Annotated in this window: 17 protein-coding genes and 1 pseudogene; 9 read left to right on the top strand and 9 right to left on the bottom strand. The window is 39.5% G+C overall.

Annotated elements, in window-relative coordinates; genetic code table 11:
* Positions 1 to 405 precede the first annotated feature (405 nt).
* Positions 406 to 3,015 (top strand): AAA family ATPase, encoded by a 2,610-nt coding sequence (locus tag H5119_RS08885; RefSeq protein WP_182701960.1) that lies wholly within the window; start codon positions 406 to 408, stop codon positions 3,013 to 3,015.
* A gap of 454 nt (positions 3,016 to 3,469) precedes the next feature.
* Here the strand turns inward: H5119_RS08885 and H5119_RS08880 are convergent, their stop codons facing one another.
* The 5 genes from H5119_RS08880 to H5119_RS08860 all read right to left on the bottom strand — a co-directional run bounded on the left by H5119_RS08880 (position 3,470) and on the right by H5119_RS08860 (position 8,962).
* A complete protein-coding gene (locus tag H5119_RS08880) occupies positions 3,470 to 3,628 on the bottom strand; it encodes a hypothetical protein (RefSeq protein ID WP_182701962.1) in 159 nt (52 codons plus the stop codon).
* A gap of 27 nt (positions 3,629 to 3,655) precedes the next feature.
* A complete protein-coding gene (gene gcvP / locus H5119_RS08875) occupies positions 3,656 to 6,547 on the bottom strand; it encodes an aminomethyl-transferring glycine dehydrogenase (RefSeq protein WP_182701959.1) in 2,892 nt (963 codons plus the stop codon).
* 172 nt (positions 6,548 to 6,719) lie between these two features.
* Positions 6,720 to 7,109 carry a glycine cleavage system protein GcvH gene (gene gcvH / locus H5119_RS08870; protein ID WP_138586351.1) on the bottom strand — a complete coding sequence of 130 codons (390 nt, stop codon included), beginning with the start codon at positions 7,107 to 7,109 and terminating at the stop codon, positions 6,720 to 6,722.
* A gap of 73 nt (positions 7,110 to 7,182) precedes the next feature.
* Positions 7,183 to 8,265 (bottom strand): glycine cleavage system aminomethyltransferase GcvT, encoded by a 1,083-nt coding sequence (gcvT, locus tag H5119_RS08865; protein ID WP_138586350.1) that lies wholly within the window; start codon positions 8,263 to 8,265, stop codon positions 7,183 to 7,185.
* A gap of 97 nt (positions 8,266 to 8,362) precedes the next feature.
* Positions 8,363 to 8,962 (bottom strand): hypothetical protein, encoded by a 600-nt coding sequence (locus H5119_RS08860; RefSeq protein ID WP_182701958.1) that lies wholly within the window; start codon positions 8,960 to 8,962, stop codon positions 8,363 to 8,365.
* Between the two features lie 127 nt (positions 8,963 to 9,089).
* On the opposite strand from H5119_RS08860, the gene H5119_RS08855 reads away from it, so the two are divergent.
* Positions 9,090 to 9,935, top strand: a complete 846-nt coding sequence (locus H5119_RS08855) for a LysR family transcriptional regulator (protein ID WP_182701957.1) — start codon at positions 9,090 to 9,092, stop codon at positions 9,933 to 9,935.
* A 296-nt stretch (positions 9,936 to 10,231) separates the two neighbouring features.
* On the top strand, positions 10,232 to 12,388 hold the full coding sequence (locus H5119_RS08850) for a TonB-dependent receptor domain-containing protein (protein WP_182701956.1): 2,157 nt from the start codon (positions 10,232 to 10,234) through the stop codon (positions 12,386 to 12,388).
* A gap of 292 nt (positions 12,389 to 12,680) precedes the next feature.
* On the opposite strand, the gene rlmB is transcribed toward H5119_RS08850, so the two are convergent.
* The 4 genes and pseudogenes from rlmB to H5119_RS08830 all read right to left on the bottom strand — a co-directional run.
* Positions 12,681 to 13,424, bottom strand: a complete 744-nt coding sequence (gene rlmB, locus H5119_RS08845) for a 23S rRNA (guanosine(2251)-2'-O)-methyltransferase RlmB (RefSeq protein WP_007378377.1) — start codon at positions 13,422 to 13,424, stop codon at positions 12,681 to 12,683.
* Entirely contained in the window at positions 13,421 to 15,913 is a 2,493-nt protein-coding gene (gene rnr, locus H5119_RS08840) for a ribonuclease R (RefSeq protein ID WP_182701955.1), read from the bottom strand. The genes rlmB and rnr overlap by 4 nt, the downstream gene beginning before the upstream one ends.
* Before the next feature lie 388 nt (positions 15,914 to 16,301).
* On the bottom strand, positions 16,302 to 17,036 hold the full coding sequence (locus H5119_RS08835; RefSeq protein ID WP_182701954.1) for an enoyl-CoA hydratase/isomerase family protein: 735 nt from the start codon (positions 17,034 to 17,036) through the stop codon (positions 16,302 to 16,304).
* Positions 17,037 to 17,196: 160 nt separating this feature from the next.
* Positions 17,197 to 17,283, bottom strand: a pseudogene (locus H5119_RS08830) (DNA-binding response regulator); the annotation flags it as partial.
* 160 nt (positions 17,284 to 17,443) lie between these two features.
* Here H5119_RS08830 and H5119_RS08825 point away from each other — a divergent pair.
* The 6 genes from H5119_RS08825 to H5119_RS08805 all read left to right on the top strand — a co-directional run bounded on the left by H5119_RS08825 (position 17,444) and on the right by H5119_RS08805 (position 22,344).
* Positions 17,444 to 17,608, top strand: coding sequence for a hypothetical protein (locus tag H5119_RS08825; protein ID WP_182701953.1), 165 nt, complete (start codon positions 17,444 to 17,446; stop codon positions 17,606 to 17,608).
* 182 nt (positions 17,609 to 17,790) lie between these two features.
* On the top strand, positions 17,791 to 18,768 hold the full coding sequence (locus tag H5119_RS08820) for an MvdC/MvdD family ATP grasp protein (RefSeq protein WP_182701952.1): 978 nt from the start codon (positions 17,791 to 17,793) through the stop codon (positions 18,766 to 18,768).
* Complete coding sequence (locus H5119_RS08815; protein WP_182701951.1) at positions 18,765 to 19,664, top strand: SDH family Clp fold serine proteinase; 900 nt, start codon at positions 18,765 to 18,767, stop codon at positions 19,662 to 19,664. Before H5119_RS08820 ends, H5119_RS08815 begins: the two co-directional genes overlap by 4 nt.
* The gene (locus tag H5119_RS20775) at positions 19,665 to 20,165 is read left to right on the top strand and encodes a MauE/DoxX family redox-associated membrane protein (protein WP_404936395.1); all 501 of its coding nucleotides are present in this window, start codon (positions 19,665 to 19,667) and stop codon (positions 20,163 to 20,165) included.
* A 2-nt stretch (positions 20,166 to 20,167) separates the two neighbouring features.
* Positions 20,168 to 20,710: a hypothetical protein gene (locus H5119_RS08810; RefSeq protein ID WP_182701950.1), complete on the top strand. Its 543-nt coding sequence runs from the start codon at positions 20,168 to 20,170 to the stop codon at positions 20,708 to 20,710.
* On the top strand, positions 20,707 to 22,344 hold the full coding sequence (locus H5119_RS08805; RefSeq protein WP_182701949.1) for an ABC transporter ATP-binding protein: 1,638 nt from the start codon (positions 20,707 to 20,709) through the stop codon (positions 22,342 to 22,344). Before H5119_RS08810 ends, H5119_RS08805 begins: the two co-directional genes overlap by 4 nt.
* The last annotated feature ends 29 nt before the right edge of the window (positions 22,345 to 22,373 follow it).

Below are 22,373 nucleotides of genomic sequence, written 5' to 3'. Positions count from 1 at the left end.
ACGTCATTACTAGGTGCGTAGTCATATTTAAATTGAGTCTAAATAATAAGAACACTTGATTTTTGAATAAAGAGATCAAGAAAACACAGCTGCCTGCTTGACCGGAACTTTCTAATGGGTGACCCCTTTGGTTCTACATATGGCGCTCTTTATTCAAGCCATGGTGAATATTCGCACCAATCGACGACATTACTAGTTAAGTATTCATATTTAAATTGAGTTTAAAAATAATAAGAGCACTTGGTTTTGAATAAAAAGGTCAAGGAGATAGAGCAGCCTGCTTGACAGGAGTTATCTAATGGGTGACTACTTTAATCTCCTGCTTTTGAAAATTATATTACTATTAGTCTTCAGTATTTATTGATATTCTTTTTTAAGGATTATTGATTTTATAAAGGATAAGGAATGTCGATAAAAAATGTAATTGAGTGGGTTAACGCTAAAGGTAAACCTTTGTGGTGGCGAGCAGCAGTTAAAGATATTTTAGACAATGGAACTTTGACTGGACAGCACAGAAATGTGTTATTAGAGTTAGCTAAAACAGAGCATTTAATTAACTCTCCAGACGCTCTCTTTGCAACTAAAACAGCTCTTGTATCAGATGTTGGGTATAACGTTGAAAGCGAGCCTGTACGTTTGCTAGGTATCTCCAACACTTCTAATGTTGCATCACTGGTGCAAAACCAAAATTTAGCATTTGACGCACAAACTAACTTGATTGTTGTTTATGGCAATAATGGCTCAGGCAAATCCAGTTATGCCAAAGTGTTAAAAAATGCATGTTTAACTAGAGGTGATGCTCCTGAAGTAATTTCTAATGTTTATGAAAATACGAAAGGAATACCAAGCTCAGAAATTAACATTCAGATAAGCGATAAACAGCCCAAAGCAGATGTTTGGGTTAAAAATCAGGCATCATCACCTGAGCTGAAATCAATTCGAGTTTTTGATAGTAAATCGGCTAATCATTATCTAGCTAAAAAAGGTAATGTTGAATATAAGCCTGCGGCTCTAAAAGTGTTGGACGAGCTAATTCTAGTCTGTAATCACGTAGCTCAGGCTAGTATTACTAGCGTTCGAGCACTAGGAGAACAGACTACTTTCCCTCAACTTCCGACAGGTTCTCGAAGTGCAATATTTCTTCAAAGAATCAATAAAGACACTACTGTTGAAGAGTTAGAGCAAAATTGTGCATCACAAGTTGAAGTAGATAGCCTAACCCAATTGAGAAAAGAGTTGGCTGAATTGCAGGGGAGTTCGCCTGAAGACCTGCGTAAAAAATTTAAAGAGCAATATCAGCGACTTGATCCTCTAATAAATCACTTTGATAGGCTATTAAAGTCCACAAGTAATGAAGCTGTTTTAACTATTTCTAAGCTATTTGATACTTATAAGACAACCGAAACAGCGGCAGAGGTCGCTAGACATCAAGCTTTAGGTGGATTACCAGTTGAAGGTATTGGTTCGCAAGTATGGAAATCAATGTGGCAACATGTTGAAGAGTTTATTAAGCATAACGGGCAAGGTCAATCATTTCCACCTGTGGCTGGAGAAAGCTGCCCTACTTGTTTACAGCCGATAACAGAGACAACCGCCAAACAATTACAGAAGTTTAATGATTACTTAAAAGACAAAACACAAAGTGAAGCAGATGCAGCTAAGAAAAATTTCGATCAAGCAGTTAACTGCTTAGGGAGGTTAAACTTTGACTTAACAGCGCATGAAGGAGTTTTAAGTTGGATTGAAGGCTCCAAAAAAGAAGTTGCGGATAGCTTAAGAAACCTTAATGCTGATATTCAAAAAAGGGTCAATGGTATAATTGGTAAACCTGCTATTTTCCAGTTTAAAGAGTTAGTGCTTAATGGCTTAACTTGGTTGAAACTACAAAGTGAAAACTTTAAGAAAAAAGAACAAGAAGTAAAAGATGACGCAGCTAAACAAACCACAATAACTTTACTGATAAATAAAATATCTGATATAGAAAATCGCAGCCAAATAACGACAAATAAAGCTTTAATACAAAACGAAATTAAACGTTTAAAGCAATTGCACTTGTTAGAAAATTTAGGCCTAAGTGCCAAAATTTCTTCTATTACTAGAAAGGTAAACGAGATAGCAAAACAAGGTAGTGTTGGCAAACTACAAGAAACCTTTGTTCAGGAACTCAAAAAACTCAATTTCAAACACCTTGAAGTCCAAACTGCAACTAGCGGTAAAGCTGGTCAATCTATGCTAGAGATTAAATTAGCCAATAGCGAAGCAAAAATCCCTGAAATTGCCAGTGAAGGCGAGCAAAAGTGTATTGCACTAGCTGGCTTTATGGCTGAGCTAATAGTAGATAACCGTAAGTCTGCGATCGTGTTTGATGATCCCGTAAATTCGCTTGATCATCTATGGCGTGAAAAATTTGCAAATCGTATTGTTGAAGAGAGCAAGAATAGACAAGTAGTTGTATTAACCCACGATTTACCATTCTTAAAAATGCTTGAAGATGTGGCAAATCAACATCAGTTTCCTATTAGTATTAGTGCAATTCGAAGGCATGGAAAGTTAGCTGGATACCCTATGGTTGAACCACCTTGGGAAGCATTTAATACTAATAAGAGGATTAAAAAGCTGAAGACCCAATTACCTGAACTTAAAAATCAATTTAATAACCCAGATCAACAGCAATATATTTTATCTGCCAAATCTTTTTATGATCAAATGCGTAAAACGTGGGAAAGGTTAGTTGAAGAATGGTTATTAAAAGGCGTCGTTGAGCGTTTTAGTTATGGGGTAAAAACTCAGAATTTAAAATATATTGATACCATTGATGCTAATGACAACAAAATCATTAGCGATGCTTATGCAAAATGCTGCAAGCATGTTCATGACACTGCTAGTGCGTTTGGAGTTAGTTTCCCGGATTTTGAAGAACTTGAAAGTGACCTTACAGGCTTAGAAAGTTACTTCAATGACCTAAAAAAGCGAAGAGAAAAACCGGTGCCATTAGGCGTACCATCATCGAATTAAATTAATCACATGAATACAGAGGGTCAGGTCTTGTATCTTGCCAAGACCAAGCTCCAATCTCACGTCTAACACCCTCCCCCGTCATCACGCCCTGAAAATAAGCAATTGATGAGTAATGCATTTCATGGCAGGATTTTGTTCCCGACAAATCCTAAGTACCTACATCCATGTAGGCAATGAAATGAAAGCCATGCTTGCACATGGATGTGCTTTCATGGCGTTTATGTTCACATCAATTGTGGTTTGAAGGAAATAGCGTGATGCTCGGGTGGCGCTGAGAGTGTCCAGAGAGGGACCAGCGGCAGCCCCTCTTTGGCTGCCGTCGCCAGCGCGACAAAACCTTGAATAAGGTTTCTAATTTCTAGAGGTGCCAAACATATTCGCGTTATCTGTAATAGTAATCTCAAGCACCTATCTAAATACTTATTCGGGCTATCGCCCGCGCGTCAGCAAGCTAAACGCCTACAGCAATTAACCATTTTTGGGCTGCGTCCAACACGCCAGCAAGCTGTGCGTCTACAATGTTTAAACACACACAAAAAAGCCGCTGCATTGCTGCAACGGCTTTTTCAATTTTATAAATTCCCAAACTATAATGGAACTTACTCCCCATTAAAGATCAAAAAATCAGTCTGTGCTCTTAGTCGCGATAAGTCTCTACCGCTGGGCATGAACATACTAAGTTACGGTCGCCGTATACGTCATCTATACGTGTAACGGTTGGCCAGAACTTGTTTTTAGCCACTGCAGGCACGGGGAATGCAGCGTAAAAACGGTCGTACGCGCGGTCCCATTCGTTACCTAACACGTCGCCTTGTGTATGCGGTGCAAACACGAGCGGGTTGTTTTCGATTGACCATTCGCCAGAGATTACTTTTTCAATTTCGCCTTTAATCGATACCATTGCTTCGATAAAGCGGTCAATCTCACCTTTTGATTCAGACTCAGTTGGCTCAATCATTAATGTACCAGCTACTGGGAACGACATAGTGGGTGAATGGAAGCCGTAATCTTGCAAGCGCTTAGCTACGTCCATTTCAGTAATGCCTGATAGCTCTTTAAGCGGGCGTAAGTCAACAATACATTCGTGAGCAACACGGTTGTTACGACCACGGTATAAAATTGGGAAGTGCTTGCTTAGCTCATGCGTTAAGTAGTTAGCATTAACGATTGCCATTTCAGTAGCTTGTTTTAAGCCCTCGGAACCCATCATGGTAATGTAAGCCCATGAAATAGGTAAAATAGCGGCTGAGCCGAAAGGCGCTGCCGATACCGCACCGTTACCGATGTTAGTACCTGGTACGTTAATTACGCTGTGGTTTGGCATAAATGGCGCTAGGTGCGATTTAACACCAATTGGGCCAACACCTGGACCACCGCCACCGTGTGGAATACAAAACGTTTTATGCAAGTTTAAGTGCGATACGTCTGAGCCAATAAAGCCTGGGCTTGTTACACCCACTTGTGCGTTCATGTTAGCGCCGTCCATGTAAACTTGGCCGCCGTGCTGGTGAATAATGTCACAAATTTCGCGAATTGTTTCTTCGTATACGCCGTGCGTAGACGGGTAAGTGATCATGATACACGATAAGTTTTCAGACACTTCCTCAGCTTTCGCTTTAAGGTCAACCATGTCTACGTTACCGTTTTTGTCGCAGTTAACTACCACAATTTTCATACTCGCCATTTGCGCTGATGCAGGGTTAGTACCGTGCGCAGAGCTTGGGATTAAACATACATTTCGGTGTGCATCCCCTCGTGACTCGTGGTATTTACGAATCGCGATTAAGCCTGCATATTCACCTTGCGCGCCAGAGTTTGGCTGAAGTGATACTGCATCGTAACCGGTAATGTTTACTAGCCAGTCGTGTAGCTCGCCAATCATTATTTGGTAACCTTCTGCTTGATCCAGCGGGCAGAATGGGTGAAGGTTTGCAAACTCAGGCCACGTAATTGGGATCATCTCAGCGGTCGCGTTTAGTTTCATGGTACATGAGCCTAACGAGATCATTGAGTGATTAAGCGATAAATCTTTGCTTTCTAGTCGCTTAATGTAGCGAAGCATGTCTGTTTCGCTGTGGTAGCTGTTAAAGTTTGGATGCGTTAGTACTTCGTCGTCACGTACTAAACTTACAGGAATTGACTCGCTGCCATTTGCTTCAACGTCTGCTGCAATAGCGTCAACACTTAGGCCATGGCCTTCGCCTAAAATAATATCAAATAACTCAGCGATATCGGCACGTGTTGTTGTCTCTGATACCGAAACTGAGTACTCGCCTTCGTGGTTTGTAGCAAAGTTTACGCCTTTTGCAATGGCACGTGCTATTACGTCGTCTTTGTTGTCATCTGCAATTGTTAGCGTATCAAACCACGTGCTGTGCTTAAGTGCGATGCCTTTAGCTTTTAGGCCAGCAGCTAAAATATCAGCAAAGCGATGTATACGCTGCGCGATAGTTTTTAAGCCTTGTGGGCCGTGGTACACCGCGTAAAACGCTGCCATGTTGGCAAGTAATACTTGCGCTGTACAAATGTTTGAGTTGGCTTTGTCGCGGCGAATGTGTTGTTCGCGCGTTTGCATTGCCATACGTAGTGCGTCGTTACCTAAACGGTCTTTAGATACACCAATAATACGCCCTGGTAATGAACGTTTGTATGCGTCACGTGTTGCAAAAAATGCAGCATGAGGACCGCCGTAACCCATAGGTACACCAAAACGCTGAGCCGAACCTAATACTACGTCGGCACCTAATTTACCCGGTGCTTTTAATAGTAATAAACTCATTATGTCGGCAGCAACACAGGCAATGGCCTTTTTGCTTTGTACGCCAGCAATTAGGTCAGTTATGTCTACCACTTCGCCAGATGTAGATGGGTATTGGAATAAGGCACCAAAAATGTCGTGGTTAACCGCGTCTGCTGCTTTACCGACAATTATTTCAAAACCAAACTGCTCGGCACGCGTTGTTACTACGTCGATTGTTTGTGTGTGTACGTCGTCAGCAATAAAAAATGCATTGGCTTTTTTCGCTTTTGATACGCGTTTTGCAAGGCCCATAGCCTCTGCAGCGGCTGTTGATTCGTCAAGTAGTGATGCACTTGCTAAATCAAGACCGGTTAAATCTAGGGTCATAGTCTGGAAGTTTAATAATGATTCTAAACGCCCTTGTGCAATCTCTGGCTGATACGGTGTGTACGCAGTATACCAACCCGGATTTTCAAGTACGTTACGTAAAATTACGTGTGGTACATGTGTTGGGTGGTAGCCTTGACCAATGTATGATTTGAAAACTTTATTTTTGCTTGCTACTGATTTTAAGTAGCTTAGTGTTTCAACTTCAGTACGGCTTTGTCCAACTGTTAGCGGTTGCTCTAGGCGAATGCTAGCAGGTACAGTTTGATCGATCAGCTCTTGTACACTCGATACTTCAAGCGCGCTCAGCATGTCGCTTACTTGCTCTGGGCTTGGCCCAATGTGACGGCGAATAAAATCTTGCTTTTGCTCTAGTTCTTCAAGAGATTTGGCGTTTGACATGTGTCCAGATTCCTATGATCCAAAAAAGTGTAATTATTACTAATGGGTAACTAGTAATAATAAAAATATTTATGATTTAGCTGCTTACCATGTATGGAAAAATAAGCACTTTAATCATAAAAGCCCCAATGTTTTAAATAGTGGGGCTTTTAATGCAAACAATAATTAACGATTATTCTTCGTCGATAGTGTGCGAGTAACCTTCAGCGTCAAGCAAGTTTTCTAGCTCAGACTCATCAGCTGCTTTAATACGGAATAACCAACCGTCGCCGTAAGCATCACTGTTTACTGTTTCAGGTGAATCTTCAAGCTCGTCGTTAATTGCAACAATTTCACCGCTGATCGGGGCATAAATGTCTGATGCTGCTTTAACCGACTCTGCTACTGCACAATCTTCGCCAGCATCTACTTCATCACCCACTTCTGGTAATTCAACAAATACCATGTCGCCAAGAAGCTCTTGTGCATGCTCAGAAATACCAACAGTAAAAGTACCGTCTCCTTCACTGCGAACCCACTCGTGTGAAGGTGCGTATTTTAACTCGCTAGGAATGTTGCTCATTTTATTTGTCCTTTGGTTTATATTGGGAGGATATCAATCACTGTAATTACACTGATTGATATAACCAAATTATTTAAATTATTGATTTACCGTTACGTACAAAGCTAGGCTTTACTACTTTAACGTTTACTAATTTTTTACGCATTTCTACTTGAGCTGTGTCGCCTGTTGAACGTGGTACACGTGCAAGGGCTACACTAAAACCAAGTGTTGGTGAGAAAGTACCAGAGGTAATAACCCCTTCACCACCATCAACAATTACTTTTGAACCGCTACGCAGCACGCCTTTTTCTTCAAACACTAAGCCAACTAGCTTATCAGTGCTTTTTTCTGCGCGTTGCTTAACAAGTACGTCACGACCAATAAAGTCGCGATCTTCTGGTTCCCATGCAATGGTCCATGCCATGTTAGCTGCAAGTGGTGATACGCTTTCGTCCATATCTAGGCCGTAAAGGTTCATACCTGCTTCTAAACGTAGCGTGTCGCGTGCACCTAAACCAGCAGGCGCTACACCTGCATCTAGCAGTTGTTGCCATAAATCGGCCGCTTGGTCGTTCGGTACTACTATTTCGTAACCGTCTTCGCCAGTATAACCCGTTGTGGCAATAAATAAATCACCTACTTGCACACCAAAAAATGGCTTCATACCTTCAACAGCGGCTTGTTGCTCAGCATTTAAAAGTGTGGCTGTTTTTGCTTTTGCGTTAGGGCCTTGCACTGCAATCATTGCAAACTCTGGGCGCTCAGTAACTGTAACGGTAAAATCGCTCGATACTTTAGCTAAATGTGCCAGGTCTTTTTCGCGTGTTGCTGAGTTAACAACTAGGCGGTAAAACGTTTCGCTAAAGAAGTAAATAATTAAATCATCAATTACGCCGCCTTGCTCATTAAGCATGCCGGTGTAAAGTGCTTTACCAGGCACTGTTAATTTAGCTACGTCGTTTGCTACTAACTTACGTAAAAATGCTTGAGCTTGCTCGCCTTCAATATCAACAATCGTCATGTGTGATACGTCAAACATACCTGCATCAGTACGAACGGCATTATGTTCTTCTATTTGTGAGCCGTAGTTGATTGGCATTTCCCAGCCATGAAAATCAACCATTTTTGCGCCCGCTTCTAGGTGCTTAGCATGTAGTACAGTTTTAGACGTCATAACATTCCTTCACGTTTAAATTAACCCTTAATGGGCGTGGCTTAAATAGATCTAAAAACAGGTAAGCATTGTTATACTTACCTGTTGTTTATATTCGTTATGCGGCTTGATTTTGCATAAGGGCAAAACCATGCGCTTGCATATAGCTTTGCCATTTTTGTAGCTCTGGCGTTTTTGCTATAAGCACAAAGTGTTGTTCATCGCTTTTATCAATAGCAGTAATAAATACCTCACCACTTTGCGCGCCGTAACAAAGTTGCGCGTCAGAAAGGCGTAAACCTGGCGTTAACTTAAAAGCATCAACTAGGGTATCAAATGCGTTTTCGCCGCTTAGGGTAAAGGTAGTTAGGTCGGTACGAGTCACATAATCAATATCAAAACGAAGCTGTTGTTCATTTATAAGTGATTGTAATTGAATGCTTGCGCTGTGTGGTAATACAAATCTAAAAGCGGTTTCGCTAAAATAATATACAGCGTAGCTATAATCAGAATTTAGGTCTTCGTCGAGCGTCCCTTTCAATCCTAAGCCACTGGCCGTTAATTTAGTTAAATCGTGGCCTAAAATGGTACTTAAAAATACCGATGCTTCACTACCGCTAAAATCCATTACAACGGTGTTGTTATTTGCTTGCAAAGCGTTGACAACCGCGCTGTTAGCATTGCTGTGGCGGGCAAACATAATTGGGTTAAAAGTCATAACAAACACCTATGTATTTTCAATGCATAAAAGTATATTGCGCAAGATGTATAACAACAAATTGTAATTATTTATCAATTGATAAATAATACTTATATATATGGCGACATAAATTGTAATTTTAAATATGAAAAATATATCAACCGACAGTTTACGCACCTTTGTTATGGTCGTTGAGGTAAGCGGCTTTGCTAAAGCTGGCGATTTATTGGGTTTGTCGCAACCGGCAGTAAGCTTGCAAATAAAGCGCTTGGAAGATGTGCTTGGATATAAGTTATTTAAAAAACAAGGCCAGCGCCAAGTACTTAACCAGTACGGCGAGCTATTACTGCCGATGGCAAAGCAAATGATGCAATACAACGATGCTATTTTGCAGCAATTTACCTCCGAAAATATTGCCGGTAGAGTGCGTTTGGGTATTCCTAGCGAATTTGCTGCGCGTATTTTGCCTTCCATTATTGGCGATTTTGTGGCGCTCTACCCTGAGGTGTCTTTAGAAGTTAAATCGCGTTTGAGTAAGCATTTGCTTTCGGCTTCTCGCCAAGATCAATTTGATCTAGTCCTCGCCCTTAATGAGCGGCTCAGCTCTGAAAAATTCCCGATTTTTATGCAAGACAAACTCGTATGGGTGGGCGACTTATCGCTGGCTCAAAATGAAGTAGTTACTTTAGTTACGGCGCCAGAGGGGTGTATTTATCGTCGCCGCGCAATTGATGCATTAAAAAGTGCCGGCATAAAATACCGTATTGTTTATAGCAATGCCGATTTAACCGGCCTTATTGCAGCGCTCAAAGAAGGACTTGGCATTACCGTTCTTGCTAAAAGTACCGTACCCAGCGAGCTTAACTATCAGGTGCAAACTAAACACTTACCTGCCCTTGGCGATATTGGCATAAGTTTAGTTAAAAGTGCCGGAGAGTCGGAAAATGCGGTTGATAAACTCGCTGAATTTATAGCCCTGCGTTTAGGTTAAAGTAAGTACTCAATTAGTTGAGCCGTTATAACTAACCTGAACTCTAAATAATAAATCTATCTCAAGCAGCTATTTCAGCGCTAACTGCGTTAAATTTACTTGCAATAGGCTAACTATGTTAGTAAATACCTTAACCAGAGTTTTGGTAAATTAATATAATTTAGTTAACTAAGTTGCATAAGAAGATGTTTTTAGTTCTAAAAAACTGAATCATTAAATACTTAATAACATTGATTCGTATTCGTTAACGTGTTCAAATTACGTCAATTTCGATAATTGACATGATTAGGAACATAATGAACCCTAAATTTTTAGTATCTACCCTAGCAGCTGCGGTTGCTTTGTCTTTTAGTGCTACTGCAATAGCAAAAGACACCAGCGATAAAGAACAACGCTTTGAACAAATTACCGTTATTGGTTCACAACAAGCAATTAACGATATTCCAGGTTCGGCTACGTTTATTTCTGACGAAGAACTGCAAAAATTTGAATTCACCGATATTTCTCGCGTTTTAGCCTCTGTTCCGGGCGTTTACGTGCAAGAAGAAGACGGCTACGGTCTTCGCCCTAACATTGGTATGCGCGGTACAGGTACTGGCCGTAACGATAAAATTTCTGTAATGGAAGACGGTGTACTAGTTGCACCTGCGCCTTACTCTGCCCCTTCTGCTTACTACTTCCCTACTATGGGTCGTATGGAATCTATCGAAGTATTAAAAGGTGCGGCTTCTGTTAAGTATGGCCCTCGTACTACGGGCGGTGTTTTAAACTTACTTTCACGCAGCCTACCTACTGAACCAAATAGCTCAAAAGGTATGGTAGATGCAGCCCTTGGTAGCGACGGCTACTACAAAGGTCACGCTTACTTTGGTAAAGAAAAAAACAACACAGCAGGTTTAATTGAAGTATTTACTTACGGCGCAGACGGCTTTAAAGAGCTGCCAGTAGGCAATGACAACACCGGCTTTGAAAAAACAGATTTACTATTAAAATTTGGCCACACATTTGGTCAAAACGATGCGCATAATTTAGAGCTAAAAATTAAGTACTCTGACGAAACATCAGACGAAACATACATGGGCTTAACAGACGAAGACTATCAAGAGAGTCCTTATCGTCGTTATGCTGCATCACAAAACGATGAAATGAACACTCGCCACAATGCATACCAGCTTAACTACGCGTATCGTTTTGGTGCTGGCTATGAGCTTTTAGCTACAGCTTACTTAAACGATTTTCATCGTAACTGGTATAAAGCCAGCAAGGTAAGTGAAAGCTACCTTGCGCAATACAGCGAATTTGAAGCAAACCCAACAAGCGAAGGTATCGAAGATATTGCTATTAAAGCTAACAACCGCGATTACCAAGCTAAAGGGGTTCAGTCTGAATTACATATCCCTGCTGGCGATCACTACATTACGGTTGGCGTACGTTACCACGAAGACGAAATGGATCGTTTTCAATGGCAAGACAAATACACACTAAATCAAGATTTAAGCATGACGCTAACATCGCAAGGTGTTCCAGGCTCTGATAGCAACCGTGTAGATAGCGCAAAAGCAAGTACCTTGTTTATTCAAGACGAGTGGACAATTGATGCGTTAGTGATCAGTGCGGGTCTTCGTTATGAAGACATTACTATTACACGTGAAGAGTGGTCTAAATCAGATCCAACGCGCAGCAACGGTTTAACTAAAGATGTGTCGAACGATACCGAAATTTTAGTTCCGTCGTTAGGTGCTACTTACACACTTAACGAAAACGTGACACTACTTGCGGGCATTCAAAAAGGCTATGCACCTGCAGCACCGGGTAATGCAGTTCAAGAAGAAGAAGAAAGTGTAAACATCGAGTTTGGCTCTCGCTTCAATATGGATAGCTTCAGCGGTGAAGTTATTGCATTTTACTCTGATTACGACAACATGCACGGTAACTGTACTGCAGCGGTTGGTTGTAGCGACGACAACATTGGCGACCAATACAACTACGGTAAAGTAGAAGTATCAGGCTTTGAATTTAGCGCTGGCCGTACGTTTGCGACTGATGCAGCTATGTTCCCAGTTAAATTAACGTACACTTACACTGATTCTGAATTTAAAAACGATTTTGATTCAGAGATTTGGGGCGCGGTAGAAAAAGGCGATGCAATGCCTTACGTACCAGAGAACCAAGTAGCGTTATCGTTAGGTGCTGAGTTTTCTGCTTTTGTAGTAAACAGCCAAGTACGTTACGTATCTGATGCGCACGCGAACTTAACGCAGTCAGGCTTAAACGCAATTGATAGCCGCGTTGTGTGGGATTTAGCCGCTAAATACTTAATTGATGAAAATCAAAAAGTATACCTAAGCGTTGATAACCTGTTTGATAAAACATACATTGCTAACCGTTCAAACGGTGGCATTCAGCCTGGTAAGCCACGTACTGTACAGATGGGCTACACTTATAGCTTTTAAGCTTAAAGCTGGTTAAACGGTTCACTAACAGCGTTAATAATTTTTTATGTAAGAACACTGCACATCTAAATTATTGCCTTGTTATTAAACCGTTTACCTGCGCTTTGTATAGGAGAAATGGTTCACTAACAGCGTTAATAATTTTTTATGTAAGATCACTACACATCTAAATTATTGCCTTGTTATTAAACCGTTTACCAAAGCTTACAAAGTTAAAGCGTAAATTACAGATACAAAAAAGCCGAGATTGAATTTCAATCTCGGCTTTTTAATACTTAATTTAAATTAGGTATTAGTTATTTGCGTTACGTTGGCGTAATACTTCAAACAAACAAATACCCGTGGCTACCGATACGTTTAAGCTTGAAACAGTACCCGCCATTGGGATTTTAACGAGCATATCGCAATGCTCACGCGTTAAGCGGCGCATGCCCTCGCCTTCTGCGCCCATAACAATCGCCATTGGGCCTGTTAAGCTTGCATCAAATACGTGGTTATCCGTTTCACCAGCAGTGCCTACAACCCATACGCCTGCATCTTTAATTTCGCGAAGCGTACGTGCAAGGTTAGTCACTTGAATAAGCGGTACTGTTTCGGCTGCGCCACAAGCTACTTTACGTGCTGTGCCGTTAAGCTTTGCAGAGCGATCTTTAGGTACAATTATAGCGTGAACACCTGCAGCGTCTGCACTACGTAGGCATGCGCCTAAGTTATGCGGATCGGTAATGCCATCAAGCACAAGTAAAAACGGTGTATCTTCACGGGCGATGATCGCATCGAGATCTTTTTCATTAAACGTAGGCGCTGCTTTTACGTTGGCAATAATACCTTGATGCTGCTCACCTTTTGATTTGCTATCAAGGGCTTTACGCTGCATAAATTGTACTGAAATACCAAATTTACGTGCTTCATCAATAATCGGAGTTGAGCGTTTGTCGTCACGGCCTTTAAGGGCGTAAATTTCAACAAAACGCTCTGGTTCGCTTTCTAAAATTGCTTCAACAGAATGAAAGCCAAAAATTAATTCATTACTCACGTATTGTCTGCTCCTGGGCTAGTACGTTTACGGGCATTTTTGCCTGGTCTTTTAGGCTTTTTAACGGCCTTCTTCTTCGGTTTTTTCTTTACGGCAGTGTCTGCTGCTTTTTTATCTGCGGGTTTAGTTGCAGACTTATTTGCAGGCTTACCTTTATCTTTGTTCGCTGGCTTTTTTTTGCCTTTTGGTTTGTCATCGCTGTGCGATTTTTTACCCGGAACTTTGCCTGCTTTTAATTGTGCACGTACGCTTGCTGGTGCATGCTCAGATTTTCCTGCGCCTTTTGGTGCACGACGACGAGAGTATCTGTCTTGTGCTACATCGCCTTTAAGCGTTAAGTTTATACGGCGATCGTCTAAGCTAACCGACGCAACCTGTACAGTGACTTTGTCGCCAAGACGATATACAGTATTGGTGTGCTCACCAATCAAGCAATGTTTTGCAGCATCGTGTGCAAAAAATTCGTCACCTAAATTAGTAACATGGATCAATCCGTCAATTTGTAAATCGTCTAAACGAATAAACAAACCAAAGTTAGTGACCGATGAAATAACACCGTTAAACTCGTCACCTACGTGATCTTGCATAAACTCGCATTTAAGCCAATCAGCTACTTCACGAGTTGCATCATCGGCGCGGCGCTCGGTTGTAGAACACTGCTCACCGAGTTGATCAACTTCATCATCGGTATACGCGTATTCGCCAGACGTTTGCTGACCTTGTGCTTTTATAACTGCTTTAATAGCACGATGCACGACTAAATCTGGGTAACGACGTATTGGCGATGTAAAGTGCGCATAAGCCGATAACGCTAAACCAAAGTGACCAATGTTATCTGGCTGATATACAGCTTGCTTCATTGAACGCAGTAGCATAGTTTGAATAAGCTCGGCTTCTGGGCGGTCGCCTAGTCGCGCTAGTACTTGGGTTATTTCTTTTGGTGTTGGCTCGTCGCTTAATGTGCTTTCGATACCTAACTCGCCTAAAAACTTAGTAAAGTTACCTAGCTTTTCGCTGTCGGGTTCGTCATGCACACGATAAAGCGCGCTCGCTTCATGCTTTTCAAGAATTTTAGCCGCCGATACGTTGGCTAAAATCATACATTCTTCAATTAGTTTGTGCGCGTCGTTACGAATAACAGGCACTATTGATTCTATTTTACGCTGAGCGTTAAATACAAAACGTGTTTCTAGGGTTTCAAACTCAATGGCACCACGCTCTTGGCGTGCTGCTTTAAGTGCCATATACATTTGCTGTAAGTCAGTTAAATGTGGCACTACGGCTGAGTATTCTTCGCGTAGTTTTTCGTCGTTTTGTAAAATAGCATTTACTTTGGTGTAAGTTAAACGTGCATGCGAGTTCATTATCGCTTCGTAAAACTTATAACCCGAAAGTTTGCCCGCGCTCGATACGGTCATTTCGGCAACCATACATAAGCGATCTACTTTTGGATTAAGCGAACATAATCCGTTAGAAAGCACTTTTGGTAGCATCGGAATTACTTGCTCAGGAAAATACACTGAGTTACCACGTAAAATTGCTTCTTTGTTAAGCGGCGTGTTCATTCCTACATAATGCGATACATCGGCAATAGCAACCCATAAGCGCCAGCCACCTGATTTTTTAGGTTCGCAATATACGGCGTCATCAAAGTCGCGAGCGTCTTCGCCATCAATGGTTACAAGTGGTAAATCACGTAAATCTACACGGCCTTGTTTGTCAGCCTCTTCAACAAACTCACCTAGGTGAGCAACTTGTGCTTCAACTTCTTCTGGCCATACGTGTGGAATATCGTGATTACGCAGCGCTACTTCAATTTCCATACCTGGGGCTAAATGCTCACCCAGTACATCAACAACTTTACCTACCGCATTCATGTTGCGACTCGGATTTTGGGTAATTTTAACCTGCACCATTTGGTTATGGCGGGCACCGTTTTCGTTGCCTGGTAAAATCATTATATCTTGCGTTATGCGCGGGTCTTCAGCGACTACAACAGCAATACCGTGCTCAACAAAATAACGGCCAACAACTGGCGCACGCTCATTTGTAAGAACTTTTATAATACGTGCATCGCATTTTGAACCTGAGCCACGTTTGGTGCCTTTAGCAAGTACAATGTCGCCATGTAACACCATATTCATTTGGTGCTTAGCAATAAACCAATCTTTACTCTCGCCTTCAACTTCTAAAAAGCCGAAACCGTCTCTGTGGCCTATTACTTTGCCTTTAGTTAAACCGGCTTCGTCAATCAGGGCGTAGCATTTAAATTTATTGAAATACAGCTGTCCGTCACGCTCCATAGCGCGAAGGCGGCGTTTAAATGCTATTTGGCGCTCGTCATCATTTACTGCTAGTTCTTCACATAATTGCGCATAGTTAGCAGGCTTTGAACGCTCTTGAAGGTGAGTAAGTATAAACTCACGGCTAGGGACTGGGTTTTCGTACTTTTCTTGTTCTCGACTGAGATTTGGATCTTGGTTTGACATTCACTATCTTGTTAGTTGGTTATGTAGGTATTTTAACCCATATAGTTAAAATGAGACAGGTAAAAGCTGTTAAACTTTTAAGAAAGCACTTTTACCTTGCTGTTTGCTCTGAAAATCTAGCGCAATGGGCCTTAACGAGTCCTTAATTGTGAAACGAGTTTTGGATTTAGCTAACACCGCTTTTACTAACTAACCTGAACTCTGGATAATAAATCTATCTCAAGCTGCTATTTTCAGCGCTAACTGCGTTGAATTTATTTGCAATAGGCCCGCTATTGACGCGTAAATTCGCCTTGCTTTCACTGAAAATCTCTGGCTAGAGAAAATAAATCTAAATATCACCATAATTCAATGTGTTAGTAAATATCTTAACCAGAGTTTAGGTTAACTATTTATTTTGTAAGTTTTTCCAAAGCACTTTACTTATATTATCAATAAAGCTTGGGTCTTCTTCTTTCATTGTTAGTAAGATTTGTTTGTTCATTTGTGTTTTATTTTGTTTATAGATCCAGCGATTTTTATTAAATTGCTGAGCAAATTCAAGCACGCCAACTTGTAGCTCATCGTTATTTGTAAACACCGCTTCAACCACTTTGTTGTCTAGCAACTGCAGAGCGCCGACTCGCTCACCCGACATAGCTAAACGATTAAAAAATGTTTGCGAAATTGCTTTATTAATTATAGGAAACATTGAGGGTACAAACGGCACCATTACATCCACTTCAGGGAAGCAAAAAAAGCCTTTATCTGACTTCATAAATCTAAAATCGCACGCACACGCAAGCACAGAACCATTACCATAGATATGCCCGTTTAACGCAGCAATAATAGGCATAGGGAAAGTAACTATGCGCTTGAATAAGTCGCCTATTTGCACCATAAAATCGGAAATTGCTGCAGGTAAAATACTTGGGTTAGACATCCACTCGAGGTCGATACCTAATGACCAGTTTTTGTCACTCGAAGACGTTAAAATAACTGACTTAATATTTTGATCTGCTTCAATGTGGTCAAGGTGTAAATTAAACTCAGCCAAAAACGCTGGATTGTGACGGTTTTCAGCGGTATTCATGGTGAGTATAGCGGTGTTGTTTTTAGTTGTTAGTTCTATTAGATTAGCCATTAAACCCTCTTTTAACGCTTTTTAAGTTGATTTTAAGCGCTGTTCGTTACTTTTATAGTTATTGGTAGCATAGTAATACTTTACTTATAACTTATAAACCCACTATTTTATTCTCGAACGAGCACAAACGCATTCACGTGTTTTATGCTTTGTTTTAAATCTATAGCCATCCCTTTTGTTTAGCTATACGTGCTGCATCTATTCGATTTGTGGCACTAAGCTTTGCGATAGCATCTGAGAGATAGTGGGTGGGAATATATAAATGGGCTAAAGAATACCAGCCCCACAAACACACACAAAATTAACTAAATAAACATCATTAATACATATTGACCTAAACAAGAAACAGGTGTAGTGTTTTTTTTGACCTAAAGAAGGTCAATCATAACTAACAAAAGGAAATAATTATGAAAAATACAAAACCGTTTGCATTTGCTGCAGCAAATAAAAATACAGTAAAGCAAGAAAAAAAATGGCAAGCTGAAAATAAAGCAGCTACAGCGGGTTGCACTGGACCATGGGCTCGAGCCAATGATCGCTGGAATGGTAAAGACAATGGTATCTGGTGTTAAACTAACACTTATTTAAAACGACAATCAGCTGTTTTATTGTCGTTTCATTCAAATCGATATTAATTTATAGAACCCTTTAACTAATATATACATTATAAATTTCTATAAATAAGAATAATAATATTTAACTAACCCTCCAAAATCCTACTGTTGGTTACCTCTCAAAATGCATCGGAGTGCACATGAAATCAATATTGATTATAAGCCACAGTGAAGACTATCACGTAGAAAAAGCGATTGAAGTGTTAAAAAGTAAGAATTCAAATTACTTTTTACTCGAATTAGACCAATTTCCAAAAAACTACCTGATAAAACAATCGATTGGAAATAACGAGTTCTCAACCACCCTTGAAAATATACACACAAAACAAAATATCAACTTTTCAAATATAGGTTCTATTTGGTTGCGAAAACCAGCTAATTTTTCTTACCTAGTCAGTGATATGGAACAATCTATTGAGCAATTTTCTAATCAAGAAACAGAACATGCTTTATTTAGCGCTTTATACGGCATCAACTGCTTTTGGGTAAGTCATCCTAAATATTTACGTGCATCGATGTGGAAGGGAGAGCAATTACAAAGAGCCTTAACATTAGGCTTTAAGATCCCTGATACTATAATTAGCAATGATCCAAATGAAATTAGATCATTTTTCTTAAAGCACAAAAAAGTCGTATATAAAGTAATGTCAGACCCTGTAATTACAAGCCCAAAAATGCAAAGCCAAGGGGTTGCGACAACACTAATCGACGAAAATATGCTTCATGATTCTGACTCATTACGCTTGCTACCTAATCAATTTCAGGCATATATTGAAAAAGCATATGAGTTAAGAGTAACTATTATTGCTGGTAAAGTGTTCGCAGCAAAACTTGACTCACAGTTACACCCCGAAAGCCAAGTAGACTGTAGAAATTTAAATGTGCAAGTGCCAATGTCAGCCTATCAACTCCCTGAAGAAATTGAACAAGCTTGTTTAGAATTCGTAAACAGTTATCAACTTACTTACTCAGCATTAGATCTAATTGTCACTCCTCAAGGTGAATATGTTTTTTTGGAAAACAATCCAAATGGACAATACCGTTTCGTAGAAGAAAATGTACCAGAGCTAAAAATAACGAAGTCATTGATTGAAGCATTAGAGGAAGCTTGTAAGTGAATACACCTGAGTTTAGTCAAAAATTACAAGATGTAGCGTCCCCAGTGATAGCAAAATTAAGTGAGCTGCTAGGCAAAGAACAGCAAATCTTAGTCATTGCTGCATCACACCTTGATATGGACCTTTTACCTCAGTTATATAATCATTTAAATATATTGGGCTTTACTAATACCCTAAATGTTTTACTTTATACTCGAGGCGGAGATGTTAATGCGACGCGAAGAATTGCTTTATTACTAAATGATTACTGCCATAATCTCAATATCATTGCACCTCATTACTGCCAATCATCAGGAACTTTATTAGCGCTAAGTGCTAATGCTGTTTACTTTTCTCCTTTATCTATTTTTTCTGCTATTGATCCACATCTTCATGGTGGGCAAGGAGATCAAAATGCTGCTTTATCCAGTGCTGATATAAAACTGTTTAGTGATATGTCTAAAGACTGGTTTAATACTGAAGTTGCAGATAAAAGTAATATGCTAAGTATGCTCTGTGAACACATATTCCCACCAACTTTAACGACATTCTATCGCACAGTACTTGAAGTTAAAGAAATAGCACAAGAGCTGTTACAGCTAGCGGGTCAACACTGTAAGACCACACAAAGCAAAATAATTGATACATTAATGTTCAGTTATCATAGTCATGATTATGCGATAACTGGTACGCAATTAGCTAAACTTGATTTACCTTTTAAAACCGATCTAAGGATAAACGCAGCCACTTGGCCTTTAGTAGAATTTTTTAGTTTGTACGTCGGTGGTGGAAACCGTAATGAACTAAATGAATCTTGGTGTGATTCAATCATAGTTTGCGAAAAGAGCAGCAGTAGTCGCTGGAAAAATATGTCTGGACTAAACCCCAAATGGTGTACCTATGAGGAAGATAAGTAAATGTCTTTGTTGAGTACATTCGGCGCAATGTTATTAGCCTTTACTTTTTTATTTGCAGGAATTAAAAAGTCTATTATTTTTAAAGAGTTTCAGTCAACGTTAGAGCTATCTTTCAAGGTACCTAGAGCTTTTAGTAAATTCGCCGCATTTACTATTATCACATGTGAATTATCCATTCTCCCGACATTACTATTCCCTACTAAGCCTCTGATAATATATCAATTAATCAGTTTTATAATGCTCATTTTTGTTTTCATTCCACTATACACTTTGATGACAGGAAAAGTTATTCAGTGCAATTGTTTTGGTCAAAGCAGTGTATTAGATTGGCAAGACCTTCTTCGTAACACAATTCTATTTTTGGCAAGCTTACTATTGTGTATAGCACCGCCATTACAAACCTTTAATCTACAAATACTCACTTTATTTTTTTTAGCTTTAACCCTAGTTAATCTCATGATCAACCTTAAATCTATCAGCACTTTTTTACATTCGGAATAAACATGCAACTTACTGAAGAATGGCAATACATTATTGTACTTTTAGCTTTTTTTACCTTTGTAAGTATTTCATTAAACATAGTAATGCTGAAAAAATTTGTCAGAGCTAAAGAGCAGTTAGACGCCCCCTCTTTTAATATTGAAACATTTCCATCGCTTCAAGCTATGGAGCTGGATACTAAAAAGCATATTTATACAAACATCAATATACCAAGTGCATTAATTTTTCTTGCTACAAATTGTCCCAAATGTAAAAGTAAAATCACTATGCTGGAGGAGCTTGCTGTTAATGCACAATTAAATGGTGTTTCTCTTCATATTCTTTTGCATGAAAAAATGGAAAACATTGGATCTTTTTTTGCTCAATCAACTTTAACTCGCTTAATTTGGCAGCTTAATTACGCTGATTATAAATCAGTTAACCCTCATGAAGTTTCGCCTGCCTATTTATTCATCAATGAAAATAGTGAAGTCGAGGGCCAAGGAATGATAGATGATGAAAATTGGCGTTATTTCAAACAACAAATTTTGGGTGAAAAAAATTGATCTATCCACATTATTTACAACGAATAAAGCTCCTTGCTCCTTTTAAATTTCAAGCATTTTTTGCTTTTTTAATTATGCTAATTACAGCTTTTATCCAGCTTACATTACCTAAGCTAGTCAATTATTATGTTGATGGAAGGGCTCCATCATCGTTATTAGAACCTTTTCACTTTTATGTATTGATTACCGTCATCCTGTTTTCATTATTAAGTGCTGTTCGTTTCTATTTATTTGAGCGCCTTGGTATCGAGGTAATTACTCATTTTAGATTAAAGTTACATCAAGTGCTGATAAGAAAAACTGCCAGTTACTATGATGCAAACAATACGGCTGAGCTCGCCAGTAGAATTAATTCAGACACCCAAAGTTTAAAAGATGTCCTCACAACTAGTGCTGCGCAAGCAATGCGCTCTATCGTTGTAGCTATCGGTTGCATTGTGATGATGTTCACTCTCTCTGCAATACTTTCTTCAGTACTATTCTTCTGCATTCCTACATTTATTATTGCAACTAAGTTGTTAAGTAAAAAGGTAGAGGCTTTATCTGATCAAGAGCAAACAGCCTTAGCTAAAACAAATAAAGTGGCATTTGACAACTTAAATGGGCATACATTAATAAAATTATATAACTGGTTTCAAGCAAGCCAAAATAGATATGATCAAAGTAATCAACATTATGTTTCGTGTGCTAAAAAAACCGTTTCAGCTATTGCTATTTTTCAAGGTTTTTTTAATTTTTTAATTTTTAGTAGCCTAATTTTCATGCTAATTTTAGGCAGTCATCTTATTCAAAAAAATACGTTAACCGTAGGTGAGCTCGCTTCATATGTGCTGTATTTAGGAATGGCATTTACAAGCTTAAATATGTTAGCTGGTTTTTGGGCGCAATGGGTTCATTCATTGGGAGCTACTCGCTATTTATTTGAGCTATTAAATAATGATACAGACGCCGAACAACAAGACGGTCAACAAGCAATTGAAATGGGAAATATTAGCTTTAATAATGTTGCTTTCTCTTATCCTAACAACCCTGAAAAGAAAGTATTTAATATGCTTAATATCCATATTAAGCAAGGAGAGAAAACAGTTATTAGAGGTCCTTCCGGTAATGGTAAATCGACCTTAGCCAAACTTTTATTAGGGTATTATTTACCAACAAGCGGGGAAATAAAAATTGGGGAAAAATTGTTAAATAAACATACTATCGCTAGTTTTCGCAGCAACATTGCTTATGTGGAACAAGAACCTATTTTATTCTCTTCATCGATAATTGAAAACCTACTCCCAGATGTAGGGGAAAAACCAACACAAGAGCAAATGAAAAAAGTTATAAATGCATGTAAGAAGGCTAATGCCCATGAATTTATCGAACTTTTACCTAATGGTTATTATACGCCAATTAGTGATCGGGGAAATCAATTATCTGGAGGTCAAAAGCAACGTATTGCCATTGCCAGAGCAATACTGCAAGAACCAGAACTGGTTATTCTAGATGAATTCACAAGCGCACTCGATTCTAAAAATCGACATTGTATAGAGCAAGCAATGGAACAGTTATTACTAAATAAAACAGTAATCATTATTACCCATAAAGAGTCGCAGTTCGAAAAGGCTGACAACTTAATTATGCTTTAGGATAAATCATAGTATTCGATTCACATGGG

It is taken from the genome of Pseudoalteromonas sp. SG45-5 (genome assembly GCF_014164085.1).
Lineage (GTDB): Bacteria > Pseudomonadota > Gammaproteobacteria > Enterobacterales > Alteromonadaceae > Pseudoalteromonas > Pseudoalteromonas aliena.
Note: the sequence above shows the minus strand (reverse complement) of the source record. Positions and strands in the feature narration are given on the sequence as shown.